A 20,787-nucleotide genomic window follows, 5' to 3' on the forward strand; every position below is an offset into this window, starting at 1 on the left:
ATTAACATGGAAAAAAAGGAAAAGACGTTTGGCCAAAAAATGATTGAAAATTTGACTTATAAAATTGCAAATCTCGAAAGAGATAATTCTGCACTTTTCGTGGAAAATCAAGATTTGAGAATTGAAAATGCAAAGTTGAAATCGAGTAAGGGGGTAAAGAAATAAATGTATATCTACATAAAGACTGATAAACGTGGAGTTGTCACTGATTTTGAACACAATTCAGATGCCACAGAAGATGATTGGCCAATGAATTTTTATGACTTCTCTACTACTAATCCCGATTTGGAAAAAGAGGGTTACATTAAGACGTATTTGGGTGACGGAGAGTACAAAATGTTTGAGGATTATCACGATCTTTATACATACTCTGAACATTCTCTACACCAGCCTTTTAATATCCCACAACCAAGTACAGCAATTTTGCAAACTCAACTTGGTGCTGTAGCAGCAGAAGGACAAAAAAATGGCAGTGATCTCAATGAAGTGAAGTCACTGCTGAAAGAAATTTTAGAAAAGGAGTGATTTAATGACGGTTAAAAAAATCACACTCAACACAGAGAAAAAAACACCGATTTATGAGTACCCGATTACTCTACGTCAAGGAGATACATCAATTCAGATTCCTGTTGATCTTGAGGAGGATTTTAGTGAAAAGGATTTAACGAAAACTAAATTAGGATTCTATTCAGATAAACCAGATGCAACAACGATTGAAGATGATGAACAAAGTCATTTTCAAATTGGTGCTGATAAGAAGTCATTTACGTATACGTTTCCTGATGAACTAACTGATGCCTCAGGATCAACAACCAATACGTACTTTAAGATTGGTAATGATTCTACCTCCAACTTCTATATCCATATTTTGACCAAAGCCGGCATGGAGAAACTGGAGTCGGGAGATTATATTTCTAAAGTTGATAGAATATTTAACCATGTTATGTCGGATTACACTGCTATCAATGACCTTGCTGAAACCGGTAAAGGAACATTTGATACAGCATTAGCGGCTTCTAAAAAACAAATGAAAGATTTAATGGATAATCTTAATGCTAAATATGTTCAGTTTATTAACTCCAAGACCACTGAATTTAAAACTTATTTAGCTAATCTGGACAAGCAAGCAGCTGATGTTAAAAATAAATATACCGCTTTGAAAACTCAACTAGATGCCTTAGAAGTTCCTGAAATTGGAACTAGAAACTATCTTTTAAATTCATTAAAGGAAGTTTTTTATGCCGGTCAAAATATACAAAATCAAGTAATTTATCCTTGGACCTTTTCTTTTGGACAAATAAGTGGAAATGCTGTTGTTAATCAAATAGCTACTTTCAGTGTAGATTGGAGGGTAGATAAGGTAACTACTACTGGGTATATGGTTCCTCAAGTAAATGCAAAACCTTGGCAGATAAATGGAGAAAATCAAATTAAACCAACAGCTGAAAAAATGTCAGGGCACTATACTTATACATTTAGAATTACTGAGGATTTGAGCAATTCGTTATCGACAATGTTAGGGTTTCAAGTTAACTACATTGATGGAACCATTAGGTTTAAAAATGCTCAATTAAAACTCAGTAACGTTGAAACAGATTTGACCATTGCTCAAGAAGATTTTTTAAATGACACATATAATTTGCTTCCAGACTCTAAAGAAATGACTTCTTGGGTTAAAAAAATGACCTCAGTTGAGCTTCAACAAGATACTGATGGATACAATATGATTCACATGTTTGGAAATTATTCATCATACTATACAGTCGTCTCACTAAAAAAGGGAAAAGAGTATACCTTTAGTGGTGATTTTAAGATGTACAATAATGGGCCAATATCACTTGTTTTTTATATAAGTGATTTGGACAATCCTGATAGTGATGTTCAAGGGATAATAATTTCAGATGTTGGAGTTAAGTCGTGGACTAGAATGTCAGTAACCTTTGAAAATAAATATATGATTCAAAACGCTATGGTGAGGGTAGAGGCTCATGGAAATTGGGAAGGAATTGGAGGTTCTGTTTTTGCTAAAAAATTGCAATTAGAGCCAGGCTTGACATCACGTCCTTGGGGCCCTAATCCTTTAGATCCAATGGTTTTACAAAAATCTAAAATTACGGCTGATAATGGTTCTTTTGAAATAGCACTCCTTAATAATGAGAATAAAGATTTTAAGGAATTAATAACAAAATTACCATTAGGTTTTCATACTATATATTGTCAGGCAGGAGTTAAAAATAATCCTAGTGGCGATAGTATGTCAGTTAGAGGATGGGTTCATATTACTGATTCAGATCCGAACGGATACTCATTGGGATATGGGTATTTTGTAGAAACTGGGTCAGGACCTGTTAAAGCCTGGACGGTCTCGGTTAATTGCCCACAAGGAGCTACCGCATTCGATTCATATGTGGTGTTTAATGAAATAATCACTATTACCAGTTCGGGAAGTGTTTTTAAATCAGGCAATCAGATTCTTACAAAAGATTCCAATTGGGATGATTATGTAAATCCTGGGATATACCTGGTTCAAGGTGCCAGCGGTGGTAATAACATACCTACTAGTGCTGGGAACACTTGGGGCTATTTAATGGTTCTAAATGGTTCACCATCAGGAGGGGCAGTCCAAATATACTATAACTGTGTTGATACACCAGTTGCTCTTTATATGCGTGGAACTCGTGGCACTCCTTTGACCTGGAGTCCATGGATTAAATTAACAACACTAGATTCATTAAATGGAAAAGCTTTAAAACTCAAAGACTCTGCAGGCAAAGAAATAACTTATACAATCACAGGTCTAAGTTAGGAGGTAGAAAATGAAGCTAGAAACTTATAAAGCATTACCAATTAATCGAAGTCCAATTCGATTACTGAAGCGTGATTATTTAGCAAGAATGGATTTTGACCTTGTTGGTTTCCCATCCGGTACTGTTATTAAATTCAAAGCCTTACTTCCAGATGGTCAAGAATATGAAGACAACGATTCATCTCACTTTAGAATTTTAGGCAGTCAATTAACATATCGAATTCCAAGAAGTTTAAGTGAAAGCTCTGGCAGTTTAGTCAGTGCTTTTTTTGTTATCAATAATATAGAGAGTTCAAGGCTACTAATTCACATCACAGAACCAAACGACATCAAATCAAATAATTACATTGGTCAAATGGATCGCATTATGAATCATGTTCTGTCAGATGCAATTTTAATTAATGAAATTTCGACTAATGGGTCAGGAATTATTGATGCTAAAACAGATGAGCTAATTAAACAGATCACTGATTGGACAAACACCACATTAGCAAAGGTTAAGACAACTGTTAGTAGTTCTCTGGCATCTATTGCTGATGTCAGAGCCGTAATTGATAAAGAGATTGACGTTGATAGAAATAACTTTACAAGCAAAATGACTGATGTCCAATCAAACATTAATAAGGCTAATGAAACGATGCAATCTCTAACTAAAACGCTTGATGCAACTAAAGCTGAAGTAAATAAGATTGATGTTGTTCAAATGCAAAATGATGCTAAATCTGCTAAAGATGCTGCTAATGCAATTCAAAGCAAAATGGGGAATGTTCCCACTGGTTCAACTGTTATGAGTGAAATTAGCAAAGCTCAATTGGTAACTGGTGCGACCGTTAATGGTAAAGACGTTGCCATCAGTAATAAGAGGTTACAAATTACATTGCCTAACCCAGACCTAAGTTCATATGTAAAAACCTCAACATTGAATTCATATGCTAAGACAACAGATGTTGATACGAAATTAAAAGATTATGCAAAAAAAGGTGAAATAGTCACTGAAGGAACGATAGTAACTAAGACACCTTTATATAGAAGTACGAATTTGTGGGTACAAAGTAAGAATAATTGGCAAAATCCGAAGGATATGAGTGGTGGATCATCATTCCAACTAGACACTGACTTTAAACCTAGCGATTTAAAAAATGGCATTTTTATAGGAATTGACAAACATTTAATAACTGATAATACAACATATCCCGTTGCTTATATGCCTTCACTTTCTGGATTAATTATCCCTAAAGATATTGCTAAGTTTAGTGAAACTAATTTTTATTATTTTATTAGTAAAGAAGAAATTCAGGCAGCCCTTATAGCTGGAAATTACATACTAGTTAATGAACCACTTGATGGAAGTGTTTTAAGAGATAGAGACGGTAATTTAGCGGGAGTAAGTAGTTGGAATGGTGATAGAGGTCAAATTAAATTAGTTTTCGGTGATTCTAATGATGGAAAAATTGAAAATTTATTTATTCAAGTATGGCTACCATCAATTAAGTATTCCAGTTTGACAATTAATGTTATGAGCTTTCCAGTAATAGATGAAGTAATTGCAGTTTAAAGAAAGAAGTGATGTGAATTGAGATATTTGAAAAAGAACCATTCGTGGTTCCTTACAGGGATGGAAACCTTAGCGTTAGGATTAATATTCCTTGGAACTGGTAATTTTATTGATAGACCATCAGCAGCCCCAACATTTATCGCTACTGTGGATGATCCACCATTTGCTATAGCATTGATAATTATTGGGCTATACGTGATGTTTTCTTGTTTAGGAGTTTTAACAAAGTCGGTAAAAGACATTATTGTATTTTTACTCCTTTTTGTTTGGACTTTCTATCTAATTATCTTTGCGATTCATGATTTTAATGCCCCCGTTTTAATGCCAAAATTTACCACTATATTTATCTTGTTTATAGATATTCGAATACTCTTTGAAGCATTTTGGAGTGAACCTTAGTGGGTCAGGAAACGATAAGAACTTTACTATCTGCTATTAGTGGGGCGGTAATAACGGGGATTTTTGGTGTGTGGTTACAACGGTTGAAAAATCAGGGATCTAATGAAGGTGTCTATGCGGATCACACGAATGACCTTTTCGAAAGATTGGATAGAATTACTAATGAACGTGATGATTTAAAAGAACAAGTAATTGAATTGAAAGCGCAAGTTCAAAAGTTAAATAGTGTGATTGATTCATTGAATAAACAAATGGGGAGTCTTACTTCTCAAGTAAGTAAGTTCACCGAGCAGGAAGAGGAAAAATAAATGCAAATTATTGAAGGATTAAATTTGATTGATGTAGCACAGCTAACAGTCATTGCTATCTTGTGTTATGTATTAACAAACTCAGTTAAAAATACGAAGACCATTGACAGCAAATGGATGCCGTTTGTATCAATGGGTTTAGGACTGGTGTTGGCAATTGTAACAGCACTAGTATTTCACGATAAGGAAATTGGAAAAGCAATTATTGCTGGTTTATTAATTGGTGGTTGGACATCAGGGATGTTTGATGGAGTTCAAGGATTTTTAAATGACGGAGGAAAATCTGAATGAAAAAAAGAAAAATAACATATATTGTAGGTCTGCTTGCCGCAGGTCTATTTTTTTGCACAACAAATGTGGATGCTGCACGAACTGACATTGTTGATGTATCTAATCACAATGGGTATATGACTGTGGCTAATTTTCAAGATATGCTAAATAATTATGGTGTTAAATCAGTGATTACTAAAATTTCTGAAGGTATTTACTACCATGATTACACAGCAGCTAATAATATTAATACTGCTCAAAAGGCAGGACTTTATATCAATGGCTATCATTTTGCACGATACACTAGTGTTCAAGGTGCGATTGCTGAGGCAAACTATGCTGCTACAATGGCTAAATCAGACGGTCTACCAATTGGTTCTGTATTAGTTACAGATGTTGAAGCTGAACAGCAAAATGGATTAAGTCGTGCTCAGAATAATGCTAATAACAAAGCTTTTATGGATCAAGTGGCTAAATATGGATATCGCTCAGATATTTATACTATGTCTAGTTGGTTAGGAAATAAGATGGATATTAATTCTGGAGGCTGGATTGCAAGTTATCCTTATAATGCTTCGGGAAAAAATTGGTATTCAAATACTCATGCTTGGCAGTGGGGGAGTACATATCGCTTTAACGGGAGCTATGGTAATTTTGATGTTTCTCAAAGCTATGATGACTTTTATACAGCCAATCAATCTGCTAAAGTTGATCCACGACAAACAATCAGTAATGTTGTTTCTGTAAAAGGAAACGACTATAAGGCTTATACGACCTATAAAGCTGATGGAACTCCAAATGTTGGAACAAATGTAGTTTCCGCTACGGATTGGCTATCTGGTGGTATCAAAGTAATTAATATGAAGCCTTATTTCTTAATTGGTGGAAACATTTATCTTCCACAATCATCAACAATTTTCAAAGAAAAGGTAGTTGTTAATTATAGTTCTGACTATGGCGTTCTTGCGTATACTTCAAAGGGGCAATCTATTAAGGATTCAAATAAAACATTTAAAGGTGGTACAGAATGGAAAACTTTTGATACTTTGTATGATATTCCTAATGTCGGCTGGTGCTATAAGGTTGCTACTGATATGTATATTCCATTAAATTATATGCAGGGATCAGGATTTAAAGGTTAGTTTCGACATTTCATTAAAAGTGCATAAAGATATTACCAAAGTTAATTGCTATATTTAAAGAGTACAATTTGATTATTTTTTTGACGATAGTAAAAAGCTCTCACTCTAACAGGTGAGAGCTTTTCTTATTTGAGTTTATTTTCGCGTTCATCCAATAAATTACGAAGTTCCTTAATGTCATCGATGTTTGATCTATTTTTAATAAAGTATAAAATATATTTTTCCCTTAGAACCATGGTTAAAAAACAGACTATTCAGAAATATTGAATAGTCTGCTTTTAGATGATTTCATTTGAATGAGTTCTGCATTTTAATTATTATTTAATTTAATCTTGAATGACTTGGTTTAAGAAAGAATCAAAAGTAAAAGATTAAGAGGTTTAATAAATATCCCTTCATCTTTGAAGAATAGATAAACTAACTGGCAAATGAACTGATTAATTGTAGGCAGGGGTCAACCCTTTACCGACTGATTTTCAGAAGGTGCACCTTTGGTGCACTTTTGTTGCTTGAGACCCTATGTAATAGGAAGGAACTACCCCGATCACCGGTATTAAGCGATTAATATCAGTTAGCTCTAATCATTGTTAAATCAATGGTTAGAGCTTTTTTTGTAGATTTATTAAAAATAAGTATTTGAAATACTAAATTAAACTATTGTAAATGACTGAGTAAGGTGTTTTAATATATTCGAGAGCAACGATATTGCTTTTTATTTTTCAAATCTTTTAAAAAGTATAATTAATACTTTTTTTGAAACAAAAGGTGAAATAATGATAACAGAAAAAGAGAGAGTACGTGGTAGATTAAGAAGAACCCTTACTCAAGTTGGTTTCGATATACCAGATTTAGAAAAATGTATTTTTATTGTAGCAATCTCTTATCTATCAAGCAGCGGTAGATGTAAATTATCTAAAAATGGAATTAGTCGAAATTTTTCTCAATTAATAGATTCTAAGGATATTGAGGTGTTAGAACCGGTTATTCCAGTAATCGAACTTGTAACAGATAATATTTCCTCGGACATTTATCAGCATATTGTCGATTGTGTTGATGAAATGAATGGAGAAGATATAGGATTATTTGTCCAAGAATATTTCAATGTGAACTCTAGACGTCTATACGATGAAATTGAAACGCCTAATGATATAAATGATTTATTGGTAAGATTAGCTAATATAAGAGCAAACGATACCGTTTTAGACCCTAGTTGTGGAATTGGGGGGACTTTACTTACAATCATTAAAAATAATCCTCAACAGCGTGTATATGGCCAGGATATAAACCCACTACGTGTCGCTATTGCAGAGATGTTATTAGATATTAATGGTTCAACGAATCATCAGCTTTTTGTGGGTGACACTTTATCAGATCCCCAATATGTTGAAGATGGTAAATTGATGAAATTTGATGTAGTGATTACGGAACCGCCATTTGCCATGCAATTCCCCAGAGGTCTAAATGATATAGATAAGTACGATAGATACTCTTTTGGGAAGGTTCCATATGGAAAGGCTGATTGGGGCTTTATCATGAATGCTATCAGTTCTTCTAAAAAGTCATCTGGTCGAGTAGTATTATTGCTTCCTACTGGAGTTCTGTTTAGGGGAGGATTAGAACGAGATATTCGTCATAATGTTTTGAAAGAAGACCTCTTTGAAACGGTAATTTCTTTACCTGGAGGGCTGCTCTTTAATACATCAATTCCGACTAGTGTCTTAGTATTTAATCGAGATAAGACGATTGAGCATAAAAATAAAGTTCTGTTCATAAAGGTTTCTAAGGAGGAAACGTTACAAATTCGTCGTAATTTGTGGTTAAAATCAAATGAAATTGAAAAGATTGTAACTACTAACCGTAATTTAACGGAAATAGAAAATTATTCTTTGTTAGTACCAATTGATCAAATTTCGGATGACAGTATGATGGTTGAAAGATATATTAAAAAAACGGTGTATAACTTCGACGACAAAAAGTATTTAATTAATTTAATTGATTATTATAGCGGGGATACGGTCCCATTAGAGAATATTTCTAAAATAGATCGTGGTTACAATATGATCTCTAAAAATGAAAGTTTGCAGGGGAAATATTGGATCATGAGAATTTCAGATATGAATTCGACCGGAATTAGTTATACAAAAATGTCTCGCGGTGACGTTGAGGAACGGACTAAAGTTGATAATTACGAATTACAAAACGGTGATATTGTAATGGCCGTTCGTGGTTCATTCAAATTGTTAAAAGTTGAAGATATTCGCCCAAACACATTGATTAATAGCAATTTAGTTAGATTAAGGGTCAATTCCAGTGTATATGATTCACAATTTTTGAAACTGTTTATAAATAGTCCTATCGGTAGGGCTCAATTAGAAGATATTATGGTAGGTACAACGGTTCGACAGATACCTATAAAGAGTCTGAGTCAATTTGAAGTACCTAAAGTCGATGTAGATAAACAAAAGAAATTTGTTCAAGATTATTTACATAAAAGTGATGAAATTAAGGTAAAAATGAGGCAATTACAAGATTTACAAGATAAATTTAACCAAGAATTGTATCAAAAAATGGGCTTAGGTGGCCTATATCAAGTTGATGACGGAGGAAAAGACAAATGATTTATAATTTCTATGGCTTTATTATAATTTTGAATGATTCAGACAATAAAATGATTTATCGATATGAGAATGTTAAACGTCCAGATGAAGTCAGTTATAAAAATAATGAACAGTATGTTAAGGAATATAATAATGGAGATGCTGCTGCAATGACCAAGTTGATAAAGGCTAATAGTGGATTAATTCATAGTTTGGCTGGCCGTTATTCTCATTATTTAGGTTCGAGTCTATCTGAAGAAGATTTGGTTCAGGTTGGCTATATTGGCCTGATGAAGGCCGTTAAACGATATGATCGTAATCATGATAATAAGTTTTCAACATATGCTTATTGGTGGATCAAAAAAGAAATGTTGAGTGAAAAGGACAGTGTCAATTCAATAATCAGAATTCCCAATCATAAAGCAACGGCTGCCAAATTAATTAAGTCACTTCGAAATCAAAGCATGGACCTGTATGGGAAAATAGATGTAGCTTGGATTTGTCAAAAAGCCGATATTACTAAAAAACAATACCGACGTTTGATACAAGTTGACCAAGAAAAATTGAAACCAATGAGTTTGAACCATCCAATATCCGATAATGAAAGCAGTCAATTAGCCGATATTTTACCGGATACAAAACAAAGTATGCAGGCTATTATCGAGAATGATTTTCTAAGAGAAGACCTATACAAACAATTGCATCAACGTTTAACTTCAAGAGAAGTTAAGGTTATTATTGAACGCTATGATTTTGATAATCAAGGTCAGCGAACTTTATCGGTAATTGGACAGGAAATAGGAGTTACTAAAGAACGTGTTCGTCAAATTGAAAAACAGGCTATTGATAAATTACGTGATATAGATGGATTAAAAGACTATTTCTTTAATAATTAATGTGATCCACTAGAACGGAGACAGCGCTTTTGTCGAGATATTTATCGTTGAAATTTTGTTTCTTACTAATTTTGGTTTTACCATTTAAGAATCCTTGGATTGTTATCCTTTGATTCTTTTTTATTTTGTGGTCAAGTTTAACGGAGGTAACAAAATACTGGTCACTGGTGCTCAAGGGTACCAATAGTAGATTGGTTTTACCAGAATTATCGGTATGAAAGTCTTTAATGTAAAAATTATTTAAAGTAATACTCATGAAAAGGATATTGCTATCATATTGTTGCATAGAAGTTATATCCAGTTTTTTCATAATATTTGGATATTTTGATTCAGTTCTTGATGACTTTTTTCTTTGTGCTGCTTTAATTACATTATTAGATTGGTTATTGATCAAATTATTGTATGGAATATTTGTACCACCAAAAATGGTTAAACCAGTTAACAGGGCAATCTTCTTTCTATTCATATCAATGTTTCTCCCTCAAAATTTTCAATTTCAAAATCATTATAATTCTTAAATATCATCAAAAGTAGAAAATTGACTATGTAAATTTTGATAAAATGTAGCATTTTATTTATTAGTAATTTCTTCACAAAATCGATCAAAAAGCATATTAAAAAAGTTACTTTTTTGTTAGGATACAAGTAAATATTGAGGCGAGGTAATGCTGTGAATAGAACCGTCGATCATCTAATCCATATAATGTTTGAGGAGCTATCAGTCAATCGAGTGAGAAAATTTACTATAACCGACTTGACTAAGGCGTCAAAAGTTACTAGAGGTACGATCTACTATTATTTCAATAGTATTGAAGATATTTATATGGCTACTTTTGAGAAAAAGATTTTAAATATGGCAATTAAGGAGAGCGATGATTTTAACGAATTCGTCAGTAAATTTATTCTATATATTAGTAAGAATAAAACCTTTAGTTTAAATTTTTATCGATTAGCTGAATTGAGTATTAGAAAGAAGTTCTTGATCAATATTTTTAATAGTCAGCTTTTAGAATGTAATTTCAAAATTAATCCAGAAAATATATATCTCGTTAGTGGTTTGTGCTTTATTATAATTAATTGGCTAGATAATGGATTAGAAATGAAAACAGAACTCGTTATTCAAGAAGTTAATCATTACTTAGAATTTTTTCAAATTACTTTTAAACAGATTTAAAAAAGTGTTCAATTTTTGAACACTTTCAGAAAACTGCATATATAAACTTGAAAAACATTTAGTTATGATAATAACTGTAATCAAGTTGATGATATTTAAGCACTGATTTGATTAAATCTAAGTAAAGGGGTTACGAGTAATAATTTTGTAGAAAAAGTGATGATAAGAGTCATCGCTTTTTTGTGTTTAACGCTTGGTTTGAGATTATTTAAATTTCATGTATTATATATACTTGAGGTGGAAAAATGTTTAGAAATGCAAAAGCAGAGGATGCGGATCAGATATTGCCAATCCTTTTCCAAATCTTTGATGAGATGGAACTCGATGTATTTAAAGAAGTTGGCGATGAAAAGATGGCTCAAGTTATTAAGGAAGGTTTCTTCCAACCTGGCTATCGTTATGGATTGGATAATATTCTCGTTAACGAAATCGATGGTAAAGTAGTGGCAATTATGGTCGGCTATCCTGAAAGTTTAGAGGATGGCATTGATGAACCCTTGATCAAAATTATGCACAAGTACGGCATTAAAGAAAAGAATTTGTTTGGCGATAAAGAGGCCTGGCCTGGTGAATGGTATTTAGATTCATTTGCAGTCGCTCCAGATTATCAAAATAAGGGTATTGGAACAAAAACAATGGAGCAATTCATTGAGGTTATGCGTGACCGTGGTGAGAAAATCCTTAGTTTGAATGTTGACGTAAATAATGAGCCTGCTAAACATGTATACACAAAGACTGGTTTTAAGAAAGTCGGTCAATTGTATATCGGTAGTCATCTATACGATCACATGCAATATGATTTAGCAAAGTAAGTTTGAAGGAAAAATATTTCTTACTAAAGTTTGGTTAGAGTGGAAATATGTTTAAATTCTCAAATTTTACTCTGGACTAAACAGTATTTTGAATGTTTTGTTAAAGAAAATAATACATAATCTTTCTAAACAAAAAAGTGCTCGTATCAACCATATGGCAATGTTGCCTTGGATTGATATGAGCACTTTTTTAATTACATTTACTCTTGAAATTGTTCAAGTAAGGAATTTTATTTTTCAGTAAATTGTTATCCAGATCTGCATTAGGAGTAAGAGTTGGTAGCTTAATGTATTTATTTAAAAAGATAGTTAAAAGAGTACCGATAGGACCATCGTCCATATTAGCAAAGTCTAGTTCCAGTCCGGGATGACCCTGTGCCAGAATAGTTGGTTGCACACAGAGAATTTCTTTGCCATCTTTAGTGACGTGATAATCGGATATAACTAAATTGCCAGTGACATTCCAATTGATCTTACTAAGATGGACGTACTTTAGATCTAGCATGGGTATAGCATTGATTGTTGCTTTTTCCTCACCATTGATCTCAATTGAATAAATTTTTAAAAAGTTATTTTTTAATTTTATTTCACCGATCAACGTATTCAAACGATTATACAATTTAATTAAGAAAGGATTTTTTTTATCGCGGGATGCAATAAAAATGGTTTCCTTGTTTTGATTGATCACTACTAGGATATTACCAACCGCTAAGTCCGCTTTTCGAATATAAAGATTCATCATTTATTCTGATTCTTTGCCTTTGCAATAACTTTTTCAACAATCTGGGCAACGCCATCATTGATGTTATTATCTGTTTGAATCTGTGCTAATTTGGCAATAGCGGGAATAGCATTCTTCATGGCAACACCAACACCAGCATCTCGAATCATTGACTCGTCATTGAGATTGTCACCGATAGCCATGGTTTCTTCTTGAGCGATGTTTTTATCCTTAGCAAATTGTAAAAGTGCAATACCCTTTTGGGCATCAATACTGTTGATCTCTACGTTATTTGGTGAAGATGATGTCACAACAACGTCATCAATGTTTTCTTCGATGTCTTTTCTCAAGGGTGCTAAAACTTCTGTATCCTTGCCACTAAAGGCCAACAGCTTCATAACTTTGTAGGAAGGATCACTGAGAATTTCATCGTAGCTGCTAACAAAATTCATTGGTGTTAATTTGACACGAGCTAAAGTATCTTGAAGTGCTTGTTCATAAGTTGTACTAGGATTTAATTTAACCAATAACTCCGCTAAGCTAGAAACACGTAAATCTTTGTTATCTGAGAAAATTCCCTTGTTAGTGACTACTTCGAAGTAAATTTTGTGTTCCTTTAAGTAATTGATAACTTCTGTTTTTGATTTTTCAGAAATAGGATTACTTGAAATAAGTTTTTCATTTTCATCGTATACTTCAGCACCATTTAGAGTGATGTATCCGGGATGAACTCGATTTTTCAAAAAAGGCTTAGCTTCATCAAGGCTTCGACCAGTTGCTATTATAAATTCAATGCCATTCTTTTGGGCATCTTTAATGGCTTTGATATTGCGATCTGAAACAGCCATTTTATCGTTCAATAATGTACCATCCATATCGGATGCAATTAATTTAATCATAAAGTTCCCTCCGAGTGCGTTATGCTATATGTGAATGTTACCATATTTTATGGAATTAATATCAAACAGGTAGGTGTAAATTTGAAAACGCTAATAAAAAATGATTGGCAAGGTGTTCTTCAAGGTGAATTTGACAAACCGTATTATGAACAATTGCGTGAATTTCTTGTTAATGAATATAATACCCAAACAATTTATCCAGAAATGCACCATATTTATCAGGCTTTTCAGTGGACCTCATTTGCTGACACTAAAGTCGTAATTTTGGGACAAGATCCTTATCATGAACCTAATCAAGCTATTGGTTGTAGTTTTGCAGTGGCTCCGGGTGTAAGAATACCGCCTTCACTGAGAAACATCTATAAAGAATTGCAGGATGATTTGGGCTGTACACCAGTCGAACACGGTTATCTTAAAGCTTGGGCTCAACAAGGTGTACTGCTTTTGAACTCAGTTTTAACCGTTAGACGTGGACAAGCCTTCTCACATAAGGGAAAAGGTTGGGAACAACTAACTGATTATGCGATCCATGCACTATCTGAACGTGGAAAAGTGGTCTTCATTCTTTGGGGAAATGCTGCTAAAAGTAAGATTCCTTTGATTGATCAGTCAAAGAATACAATTATATTTTCACCACATCCTAGTCCATTTGCTGCTAGATATGGCTTTTTCGGCTCCAAACCATTTTCTAAAGCAAATGCCGCACTTTTAAACTATAATGAAGAGGAAATAAATTGGCAATTACCTGAGAATGCCGATGAGACGGAGGAATAATAATGGATTTATTTGAAAGCCTTAAAAGTAAAATTGATGGAAAGAATTTGACAATTGTTTTCCCAGAAGGTGAAGAACCTAGAATTCTAGGCGCCGCATCTCGACTTTTTAAAGAAAATATTTTGAAGCCTATCTTAATTGGTGAACAAGATAAGATTGAACAAGTTGCTAACGAAAAATCATTTGATATCTCTGGAATTGAAATCGTTGATCCTAAGAAATATGCTGATTTTGATACTTTAGTTGATAAATTTGTTGAACGTCGTAAAGGTAAGAATACTAAAGAACAAGCTGAAACAATGCTTTTAGATAATAATTATTTTGGAACAATGTTAGTTTATACTGGCAAAGCTGATGGTATGGTTTCTGGTGCAATCCACTCAACTGGTGATACTGTTCGCCCAGCTCTTCAAATTGTCAAAACAGCTCCTGGTAATTCAAGAATTAGTGGTTCGTTCATCATGCAAAAGGGTGACGAACGTTACATGTTTGCTGATTGTGCAATTAATATCGATCCTAATGCTCAAGAATTGGCTGAAATTGCGGTTCAAACTGCTAAGAGTGCAAAACTCTTTGATATTGATCCTAAAGTTGCTATGCTTAGCTTCTCAACTAAAGGTAGTGCCAAGAGTGATGACGTAACTAAAGTAGCTGAAGCTACTGAAATTGCTCACAAGTTGGCACCTGATTTGGCCCTTGATGGTGAACTACAATTCGATGCTGCATTTGTACCAAGTGTTGGTGCTCAAAAGGCTCCAGGTTCACAAGTTGCTGGTCATGCTAATGTCTTCGTCTTCCCAGATCTACAATCAGGTAATATTGGTTACAAGATTGCTCAAAGATTTGGTGGTTTTGAAGCAATTGGACCTGTTTTGCAAGGACTTGCTAAGCCAATTTCTGACTTATCACGTGGTTGCAATGAAGAGGATGTTTACAAGTCTGCCATTTTGACTGCTGCCTTAGCATTATAAAATTTAGGAGAAATTATGCTTGAATATCAACTAACAACCCATTCATATGAAGAGACTGAAATATTGGGAGCAAAAATATCTGAACTGTTAAAAGCAGGGGATGTAATTGTTCTAAATGGTGATTTGGGTGTCGGTAAAACCACTTTGACACGTGGGTTGGCGCGTGGCTTAGGAATTAAAAGAAATGTTAAAAGTCCTACATTTACTCTGATACGTGAATACAAGGATGGAAGATTGCCACTTTATCACATGGATGCTTACCGTTTGGAAAGTAGTCCGGATGAGGATTTAGGATTCGATGAATATTTTAATGGTGATGGAATTACTATTGTTGAATGGCCTCAATTCATTAAAGATGAAATTCCAGCGGAGCATATTTCAATTAATATTGCCCGTTTGTCAGATACTGATCGTCAAATAGTCTTTAAGCTACATGGTGAAAAATACGCTGACCGCAAGTTTGGAGATCTTTAATGAGTGAAGAGTTAACTTTACGAGAAGCAATTCCTAGTGATGCTGCTAAATTGATAAGCTTTTTAAAAAAGGCCAGTCAACAGTCAGATTTTATTGTTTTCGAAGACTTGAAAGATTTAACCGTTAAAACTGAAGAGAAATCTTTAGATGCTATTTATCAATCTAAAGTAGATGAATTGATGGTGGCTGTTTTTGATGAAGGAATCATTGGTTATTGTCGAATTGAAGCTAAAGATAATGAGCAAGCGGAATTAGGAATCGTAATCGATAAAGATTTTTGGAATAATGGGATAGCGTCCTATCTAATTGAAGATACCCTTGATTGGCTTGAGTCATCACCGTTAAAGAAAATTTTCTTAGAAGTATATAAAAATAACCCTGTCGCAATTCATATTTATCAAAAATATGGTTTTGCAACAGAGTTAACAAAAGATAAAACGTTAATTATGTCGAAGATGGTCTAGCTAGTAAGCTTAACCATCTTTTTTATTTGTTCAGTTCCAAATTGTTGTTCAGTCTTAACAAGGATTTCAGCACAAGCAACGCTATCAGCTAGGGCATTATGATGATTACGTAAATCAATATTTAAACGTTCAGAAACAGTGTTCAATTTGTGATTAGGAAAATCAGGGAAAAACTTACGACTGGTTCTTAAAGTATCGATTGTTAAATACTTAGGTACCATAATTCCATAATTAACCAAGGTTTTCTTTAAAACACTATTATCAAAGCTAGCATTATGAGTCGCAACTAAATGGCTACTGTCGAACAAAGGCTGAATGTGTGCCCAAACTTGATCGAAAGTAGGTGCATCTTGAACATCCTCTGGTCTAATGTGATGTATTTGAATATTACGAGGACTGAAATATTGTTGAGGATTTATTAATGTATAAAAGTTATCAACAATTTGATTGTCACGGACGAGTACTAGAGCTAATGAGCAAGCACTATCACGACTTCCGTTAGCAGTCTCAAAATCCATAGAAACAAAATTCATAAGTTAAACTCCTTATATGTCTAAGTCTAATTCGATGGGACAGTGATCTGAACCATAAATATCAGTGTGAATGTCAGCGTCTTTTAACATTTTTTTACCATTGTCGGATAGAACGAAGTAATCGATTCTCCATCCAGCATTATTTTGGCGAGCATTGAAACGGTAGCTCCACCATGAATATTTAACATCATCGGGATGCAAAATTCTAAAGGTATCGATGAAACCACTATCTAATAATTCCGTAAATTTAGCTCTTTCCTCATCAGAGAAACCAGGATTTTTATGATTGGTTTTGTCATTCTTAATATCAATTTCTTCATGAGCAACATTGAGATCACCACATAGAATGACTGGTTTATCAGCTGATAATTTTTGCATATATGCTCTTAAAGCATCGTCATAACGCATGCGGTAATCCAAGCGTTTAAGCTTTTGTTGGGAATTAGGGGTGTAACTATTAATTAAATAAAAATTTTTGAATTCTAGAGTTAATGTTCGGCCCTCATCGTCAAATTCATCGATTCCTAAGCCTTGATGAACGTCTAAAGGCTCCTTCTTGGTGAAAACGGCAGTGCCAGAATACCCCTTCTTTTTAGCGTAGAAAAAGTATTGATGGTAGCCATTTAAATCGAGATCAATTTGACCTTCTTGCAATTTAGTTTCTTGGATACTGAAGATGTCGGCATCTAATTCTTCAAAAGTTTGAACAAAATCTTTTTTGACTACAGCACGTAAACCGTTTACATTCCAAGATATAAGTTTCATAAAATCACCTCGGCACAATTATAGCATTATTGTGGTGTTTGTTAGTTCGTTATGTATCTAAGTATGTGATAAAATTATATGTAAGTCTATGCAACATAAAGGATGATGAATATTGAATTTTCCAGTTGATGAATTACCTAATATTGAATTTAAAATAAATGAACCACTCGGTAAGTATACTTTCACTAAAACGGGTGGAAATGCTGATGTTTTAGCATTCCCTAAAACTCGTGAAGAGTTAGTGAAAATTGTCGATACTGCTAGGGTCAATGATGTGCATATTACTATTATTGGTAATGCCAGCAATTTGATCATAAAAGATGGTGGAATTAGGGGAATTGTTATCATCTTGCCTAATTTCCATAAAATTACAGTATCTGATACTAAAGTTACTGCTGAAGCTGGCGCAACAATTATTAATACAACAATTGCTGCACAAAAAGCTGGTTTAACTGGCATTGAATTTGCTGCCGGTATTCCAGGTAGTGTTGGTGGAGCAGTCTTTATGAATGCTGGGGCCTATGGTGGTGAAATTAAGGACGTCTTTGAATCCGCTGAAGTGCTATTACCTGATGGTCATATCACCACTATTAACCATGAACAAATGGACTTCTCATATCGTCATAGTATAGTTCAGGATAATGGTGGAATTGTAATTAGTGCAACATTTGCATTGAAACGCGGTAAAAAGGAAGTTATTCAAGAAGAAATGGATCGTTTGAACGAATTAAGAAGATCGAAACAACCGCTTGAATATCCTTCTTGTGGTAGTGTCTTCAAACGTCCAAAAGGTCATTTCACAGGTCCCTTGATTATCAAAGCTGGTTTGCAAGGTAAGATTGTTGGTGGAGCTCAAGTTTCCATGAAACATGCGGGCTTTATTGTAAATATTAAACATGCCACAGCAACTGACTATATGAATTTGATACATCTGATTCAAAAGACTGTAAAAGAAAAGTTTGATGTCGAACTTCATACCGAAGTTCGGATTATTGGTGAAGATGAAAAATAAAAAAATGGTAGGTGTTGTCTGTGGAAATAATTGAATCAATTATTTTGATTCTCTCTTTATTAATTATTGCCAATATTGTAAGTCACTATTTTGTATCGATTCCACCCAGTTTGTTACAAATTGCGGCGGGGATTTTAGCGGCTCTATTTATACATGTGAAGATCTATGTTGATACGGAATGGTTTTTACTGGCGTTTATTGCGCCAATTCTATTTAATGATGGAAATAATTTTCCCAAAAGAGAGCTCTGGAAATTAAAGGGTCCTATTTTAGGAAATGCGATTATCTTAGTTATTTTATCTACGGTTATTGGGGGAGTGTTTGTTAAATGGCTCATTCCTCAATTACCTTGGGCAACGGCATTTACATTAGTGGCGGTTTTGTCGCCAACTGATCCAATTGCGGTTGAATCCATTGCAAAAAAAGCTCATATTCCGGATAAACTGATGCATTTGATTAATGGAGAAAGTTTGATCAATGATGCATCTGGTTTGATTTGTTTTAAATACGGGGTTGCTGCAACAGTGACAGGAGTTTTTTCACTGAAAAGTGCAACAATGGATTTTTTCCATATATCAATTATCGGTGCTTTGGTTGGTGCCGTGATGATATGGATTTTCAATGGAATTAGATTGTATCTGATTAATCAAGGTGTCGATGATTCAATTTTGCATGCGATTATTCAGATTATTATTCCATTTATTATTTACTATGTGGCTGAAGATGTTTTTGATGTTTCAGGTGTTGTAGCGGTCGTTATAGCGGGTATTTTAAATATTTCTTCTGGTAGAAATATTAGTAACTTTACTCCTGAAATCAGATTGGTTACTTCACGAACCTGGGATTTAGTGGTTTATGTACTTAATGGTATTGTTTTCGTTCTTTTGGGAATCGAAATTCCTTTTGCAATGGAGGAATTGGTCCATAACGATAATATCAATACTTTTGGAGCCACGTTACTAGCCTTTATTATTTGGATAATGTTAGTTGTAATTCGTTTTCTTTGGAGTTACGTTTATTCAACATTTTCAAATAATGGCGATGGCAAGATTGTTTTGTGGTCAAAAACCAGATTTGATGACTGTTTGATGTCAGGAATTTCTGGTGTTCGTGGCGCCGTTACAATGGTTGGTGCTTTGTCAATTCCAATGACAATCAAGGGTGGAGCTGCTTTTCCATCTAGAACACTTCTATTGTTCATTGCCAGTGCAGTTATTATTTTCAGTTTGTTAGGGGCAACCTTGTTGATTCCTATTTTGACTAAGAATAGTGCGCCAGTTGCTTATCGTGGTAGCACACTTACCTCAGAAAATGAGGATGATGAGAATGATGAAGATACTGATGAAACACCAATTGAGTTAACAGAATACGAGGCTAACCGAGTTATTTTAGAGAAGACTGTCAAAAAACTACGTTCAGAGATGGATGATGGCGATACGGCAGTTTACTCATCTGTTATTGCTGAATATTTGTATGATGTTCGTAATTTAGGCATTCAATCACGTAACCAGGTTAAAACTAGTCAAATTAGTAAGCGTCGGGTTCGTGGTAAAAAAGATGCTGAATTGTGGGATATTTCTTTTAATTGTGAATTAGAAGCAGTTGATGAATTATATGATAATCACGAAATATCTGACGAGTCTTATGATTTGGCAATAAAGAAGATTGCTCGTTATAAAAGAGAGATTGTGCATCGCCGTTCTAATCAAACGGTTGAATTTTTCTACAATTACTTCCGAAGAACTTATTTACAGATTAAGCATTTGATTTATCGTTCTGTGAATTCAGATGATATTCAACAGATCAATCAGGATTCAATTAAGATTTCTATTGCTGGTGCTAAGAATGCCTTAGAGAAATTACAGGAATTGAATCAATCAGATTCTGACGGTATTGATGATGATTTAATCTATATTTTTCAACGTCATTACGAAGATCGTTTGGAATTGTTACAAGGGAAGTATCGTGGACGCTCGCCTCAATTCAATAGTGAACGTATGAATCTTGAAATAAAAGCTTTGAGTTATCGTCGAGCTTTTGTTCAAGATATGTTGGAACAAGGAAAAATTAGCAAAATCACAGCTAATGAATTGCGCAAAAACATTAATTATAGTGAAGAAGTTATTAGTATTGGTGTAGATTAAAATACAAAATATGGTGAACTTTTATAATTTTTATTGTTTGTTATAATTAGTTCGAACTACTAAGGAGCTAT

General features: G+C 33.9%; 23 protein-coding genes and 1 pseudogene. 19 read left to right on the top strand and 5 right to left on the bottom strand.

Annotation, left to right across the window (positions count from 1 at the left end):
• Positions 1-6 precede the first annotated feature (6 nt).
• The 10 genes from ATN92_RS15825 (at position 7) to ATN92_RS15870 (ending at position 9,973) form a co-directional block, all read left to right on the top strand.
• A complete protein-coding gene (locus ATN92_RS15825) occupies positions 7-165 on the top strand; it encodes a hypothetical protein (protein WP_156638746.1) in 159 nt (52 codons plus the stop codon).
• On the top strand, positions 166-525 hold the full coding sequence (locus tag ATN92_RS15830; RefSeq protein WP_056951624.1) for a hypothetical protein: 360 nt from the start codon (positions 166-168) through the stop codon (positions 523-525).
• A 4-nt stretch (positions 526-529) separates the two neighbouring features.
• Positions 530-2,806, top strand: coding sequence for a BppU family phage baseplate upper protein (locus ATN92_RS15835; RefSeq protein ID WP_056951625.1), 2,277 nt, complete (start codon positions 530-532; stop codon positions 2,804-2,806).
• 10 nt (positions 2,807-2,816) lie between these two features.
• Complete coding sequence (locus tag ATN92_RS15840; protein WP_056951627.1) at positions 2,817-4,361, top strand: hypothetical protein; 1,545 nt, start codon at positions 2,817-2,819, stop codon at positions 4,359-4,361.
• A gap of 60 nt (positions 4,362-4,421) precedes the next feature.
• Entirely contained in the window at positions 4,422-4,760 is a 339-nt protein-coding gene (locus ATN92_RS15845) for a hypothetical protein (RefSeq protein WP_143444255.1), read from the top strand.
• Positions 4,760-5,068, top strand: a complete 309-nt coding sequence (locus ATN92_RS15850; RefSeq protein WP_056951630.1) for a hypothetical protein — start codon at positions 4,760-4,762, stop codon at positions 5,066-5,068. Before ATN92_RS15845 ends, ATN92_RS15850 begins: the two co-directional genes overlap by 1 nt.
• Positions 5,069-5,359 (top strand): holin, encoded by a 291-nt coding sequence (locus ATN92_RS15855; protein WP_056951632.1) that lies wholly within the window; start codon positions 5,069-5,071, stop codon positions 5,357-5,359.
• Complete coding sequence (locus tag ATN92_RS15860) at positions 5,356-6,480, top strand: GH25 family lysozyme (RefSeq protein ID WP_056951634.1); 1,125 nt, start codon at positions 5,356-5,358, stop codon at positions 6,478-6,480. The genes ATN92_RS15855 and ATN92_RS15860 overlap by 4 nt, the downstream gene beginning before the upstream one ends.
• 773 nt (positions 6,481-7,253) lie before the next feature.
• A complete protein-coding gene (locus tag ATN92_RS15865) occupies positions 7,254-9,098 on the top strand; it encodes an N-6 DNA methylase (RefSeq protein WP_056951636.1) in 1,845 nt (614 codons plus the stop codon).
• Positions 9,095-9,973 (top strand): sigma-70 family RNA polymerase sigma factor, encoded by an 879-nt coding sequence (locus tag ATN92_RS15870; RefSeq protein ID WP_056951638.1) that lies wholly within the window; start codon positions 9,095-9,097, stop codon positions 9,971-9,973. The genes ATN92_RS15865 and ATN92_RS15870 overlap by 4 nt, the downstream gene beginning before the upstream one ends.
• On the opposite strand, the gene ATN92_RS15875 is transcribed toward ATN92_RS15870, so the two are convergent.
• On the bottom strand, positions 9,963-10,439 hold the full coding sequence (locus ATN92_RS15875; RefSeq protein WP_056951640.1) for a hypothetical protein: 477 nt from the start codon (positions 10,437-10,439) through the stop codon (positions 9,963-9,965). The two genes, ATN92_RS15870 and ATN92_RS15875, sit on opposite strands and share 11 nt — an antisense overlap.
• Before the next feature lie 237 nt (positions 10,440-10,676).
• Between ATN92_RS15875 and ATN92_RS19700 the strand changes: the two are divergent.
• The 3 genes and pseudogenes from ATN92_RS19700 to ATN92_RS15885 all read left to right on the top strand — a co-directional run.
• Positions 10,677-10,784, top strand: a pseudogene (locus tag ATN92_RS19700) (TetR family transcriptional regulator); the annotation flags it as partial.
• A gap of 12 nt (positions 10,785-10,796) precedes the next feature.
• Complete coding sequence (locus ATN92_RS15880; protein WP_234032518.1) at positions 10,797-11,147, top strand: hypothetical protein; 351 nt, start codon at positions 10,797-10,799, stop codon at positions 11,145-11,147.
• A 245-nt stretch (positions 11,148-11,392) separates the two neighbouring features.
• A complete protein-coding gene (locus ATN92_RS15885; protein ID WP_056951644.1) occupies positions 11,393-11,959 on the top strand; it encodes a GNAT family N-acetyltransferase in 567 nt (188 codons plus the stop codon).
• A gap of 190 nt (positions 11,960-12,149) precedes the next feature.
• Here the strand turns inward: ATN92_RS15885 and ATN92_RS15890 are convergent, their stop codons facing one another.
• Complete coding sequence (locus tag ATN92_RS15890; protein ID WP_234032519.1) at positions 12,150-12,701, bottom strand: hypothetical protein; 552 nt, start codon at positions 12,699-12,701, stop codon at positions 12,150-12,152.
• On the bottom strand, positions 12,698-13,579 hold the full coding sequence (locus tag ATN92_RS15895) for a Cof-type HAD-IIB family hydrolase (RefSeq protein WP_056951646.1): 882 nt from the start codon (positions 13,577-13,579) through the stop codon (positions 12,698-12,700). The genes ATN92_RS15890 and ATN92_RS15895 overlap by 4 nt, the downstream gene beginning before the upstream one ends.
• 81 nt (positions 13,580-13,660) lie before the next feature.
• Between ATN92_RS15895 and ATN92_RS15900 the strand changes: the two genes are divergently transcribed.
• The 4 genes from ATN92_RS15900 to ATN92_RS15915 are packed head-to-tail and all read left to right on the top strand — an operon-like array spanning position 13,661 to position 16,262.
• Positions 13,661-14,353, top strand: coding sequence for a uracil-DNA glycosylase (locus ATN92_RS15900; RefSeq protein ID WP_056951648.1), 693 nt, complete (start codon positions 13,661-13,663; stop codon positions 14,351-14,353).
• Positions 14,354-14,355: 2 nt separating this feature from the next.
• Positions 14,356-15,324, top strand: a complete 969-nt coding sequence (gene pta, locus ATN92_RS15905; protein ID WP_056951650.1) for a phosphate acetyltransferase — start codon at positions 14,356-14,358, stop codon at positions 15,322-15,324.
• A gap of 15 nt (positions 15,325-15,339) precedes the next feature.
• Positions 15,340-15,798 carry a tRNA (adenosine(37)-N6)-threonylcarbamoyltransferase complex ATPase subunit type 1 TsaE gene (gene tsaE / locus ATN92_RS15910; protein ID WP_056951655.1) on the top strand — a complete coding sequence of 153 codons (459 nt, stop codon included), beginning with the start codon at positions 15,340-15,342 and terminating at the stop codon, positions 15,796-15,798.
• Positions 15,798-16,262 carry a GNAT family N-acetyltransferase gene (locus tag ATN92_RS15915; RefSeq protein WP_056951660.1) on the top strand — a complete coding sequence of 155 codons (465 nt, stop codon included), beginning with the start codon at positions 15,798-15,800 and terminating at the stop codon, positions 16,260-16,262. Before tsaE ends, ATN92_RS15915 begins: the two co-directional genes overlap by 1 nt.
• On the opposite strand, the gene ATN92_RS15920 is transcribed toward ATN92_RS15915, so the two are convergent.
• A complete protein-coding gene (locus ATN92_RS15920; protein ID WP_056951665.1) occupies positions 16,259-16,795 on the bottom strand; it encodes a 3'-5' exonuclease in 537 nt (178 codons plus the stop codon). The genes ATN92_RS15915 and ATN92_RS15920 overlap by 4 nt on opposite strands.
• 12 nt (positions 16,796-16,807) lie before the next feature.
• On the bottom strand, positions 16,808-17,560 hold the full coding sequence (locus ATN92_RS15925; RefSeq protein WP_056951667.1) for an exodeoxyribonuclease III: 753 nt from the start codon (positions 17,558-17,560) through the stop codon (positions 16,808-16,810).
• Between the two features lie 112 nt (positions 17,561-17,672).
• Here ATN92_RS15925 and murB point away from each other — a divergent pair, with 112 nt between their 5' ends.
• Both murB and ATN92_RS15935 read left to right on the top strand, forming a co-directional pair.
• On the top strand, positions 17,673-18,572 hold the full coding sequence (gene murB / locus ATN92_RS15930; RefSeq protein ID WP_056951669.1) for a UDP-N-acetylmuramate dehydrogenase: 900 nt from the start codon (positions 17,673-17,675) through the stop codon (positions 18,570-18,572).
• Positions 18,573-18,592: 20 nt separating this feature from the next.
• Complete coding sequence (locus ATN92_RS15935; protein ID WP_056951671.1) at positions 18,593-20,716, top strand: Na+/H+ antiporter; 2,124 nt, start codon at positions 18,593-18,595, stop codon at positions 20,714-20,716.
• Positions 20,717-20,787: the final 71 nt, after the last annotated feature.

The organism is Companilactobacillus bobalius (genome assembly GCF_009764355.1).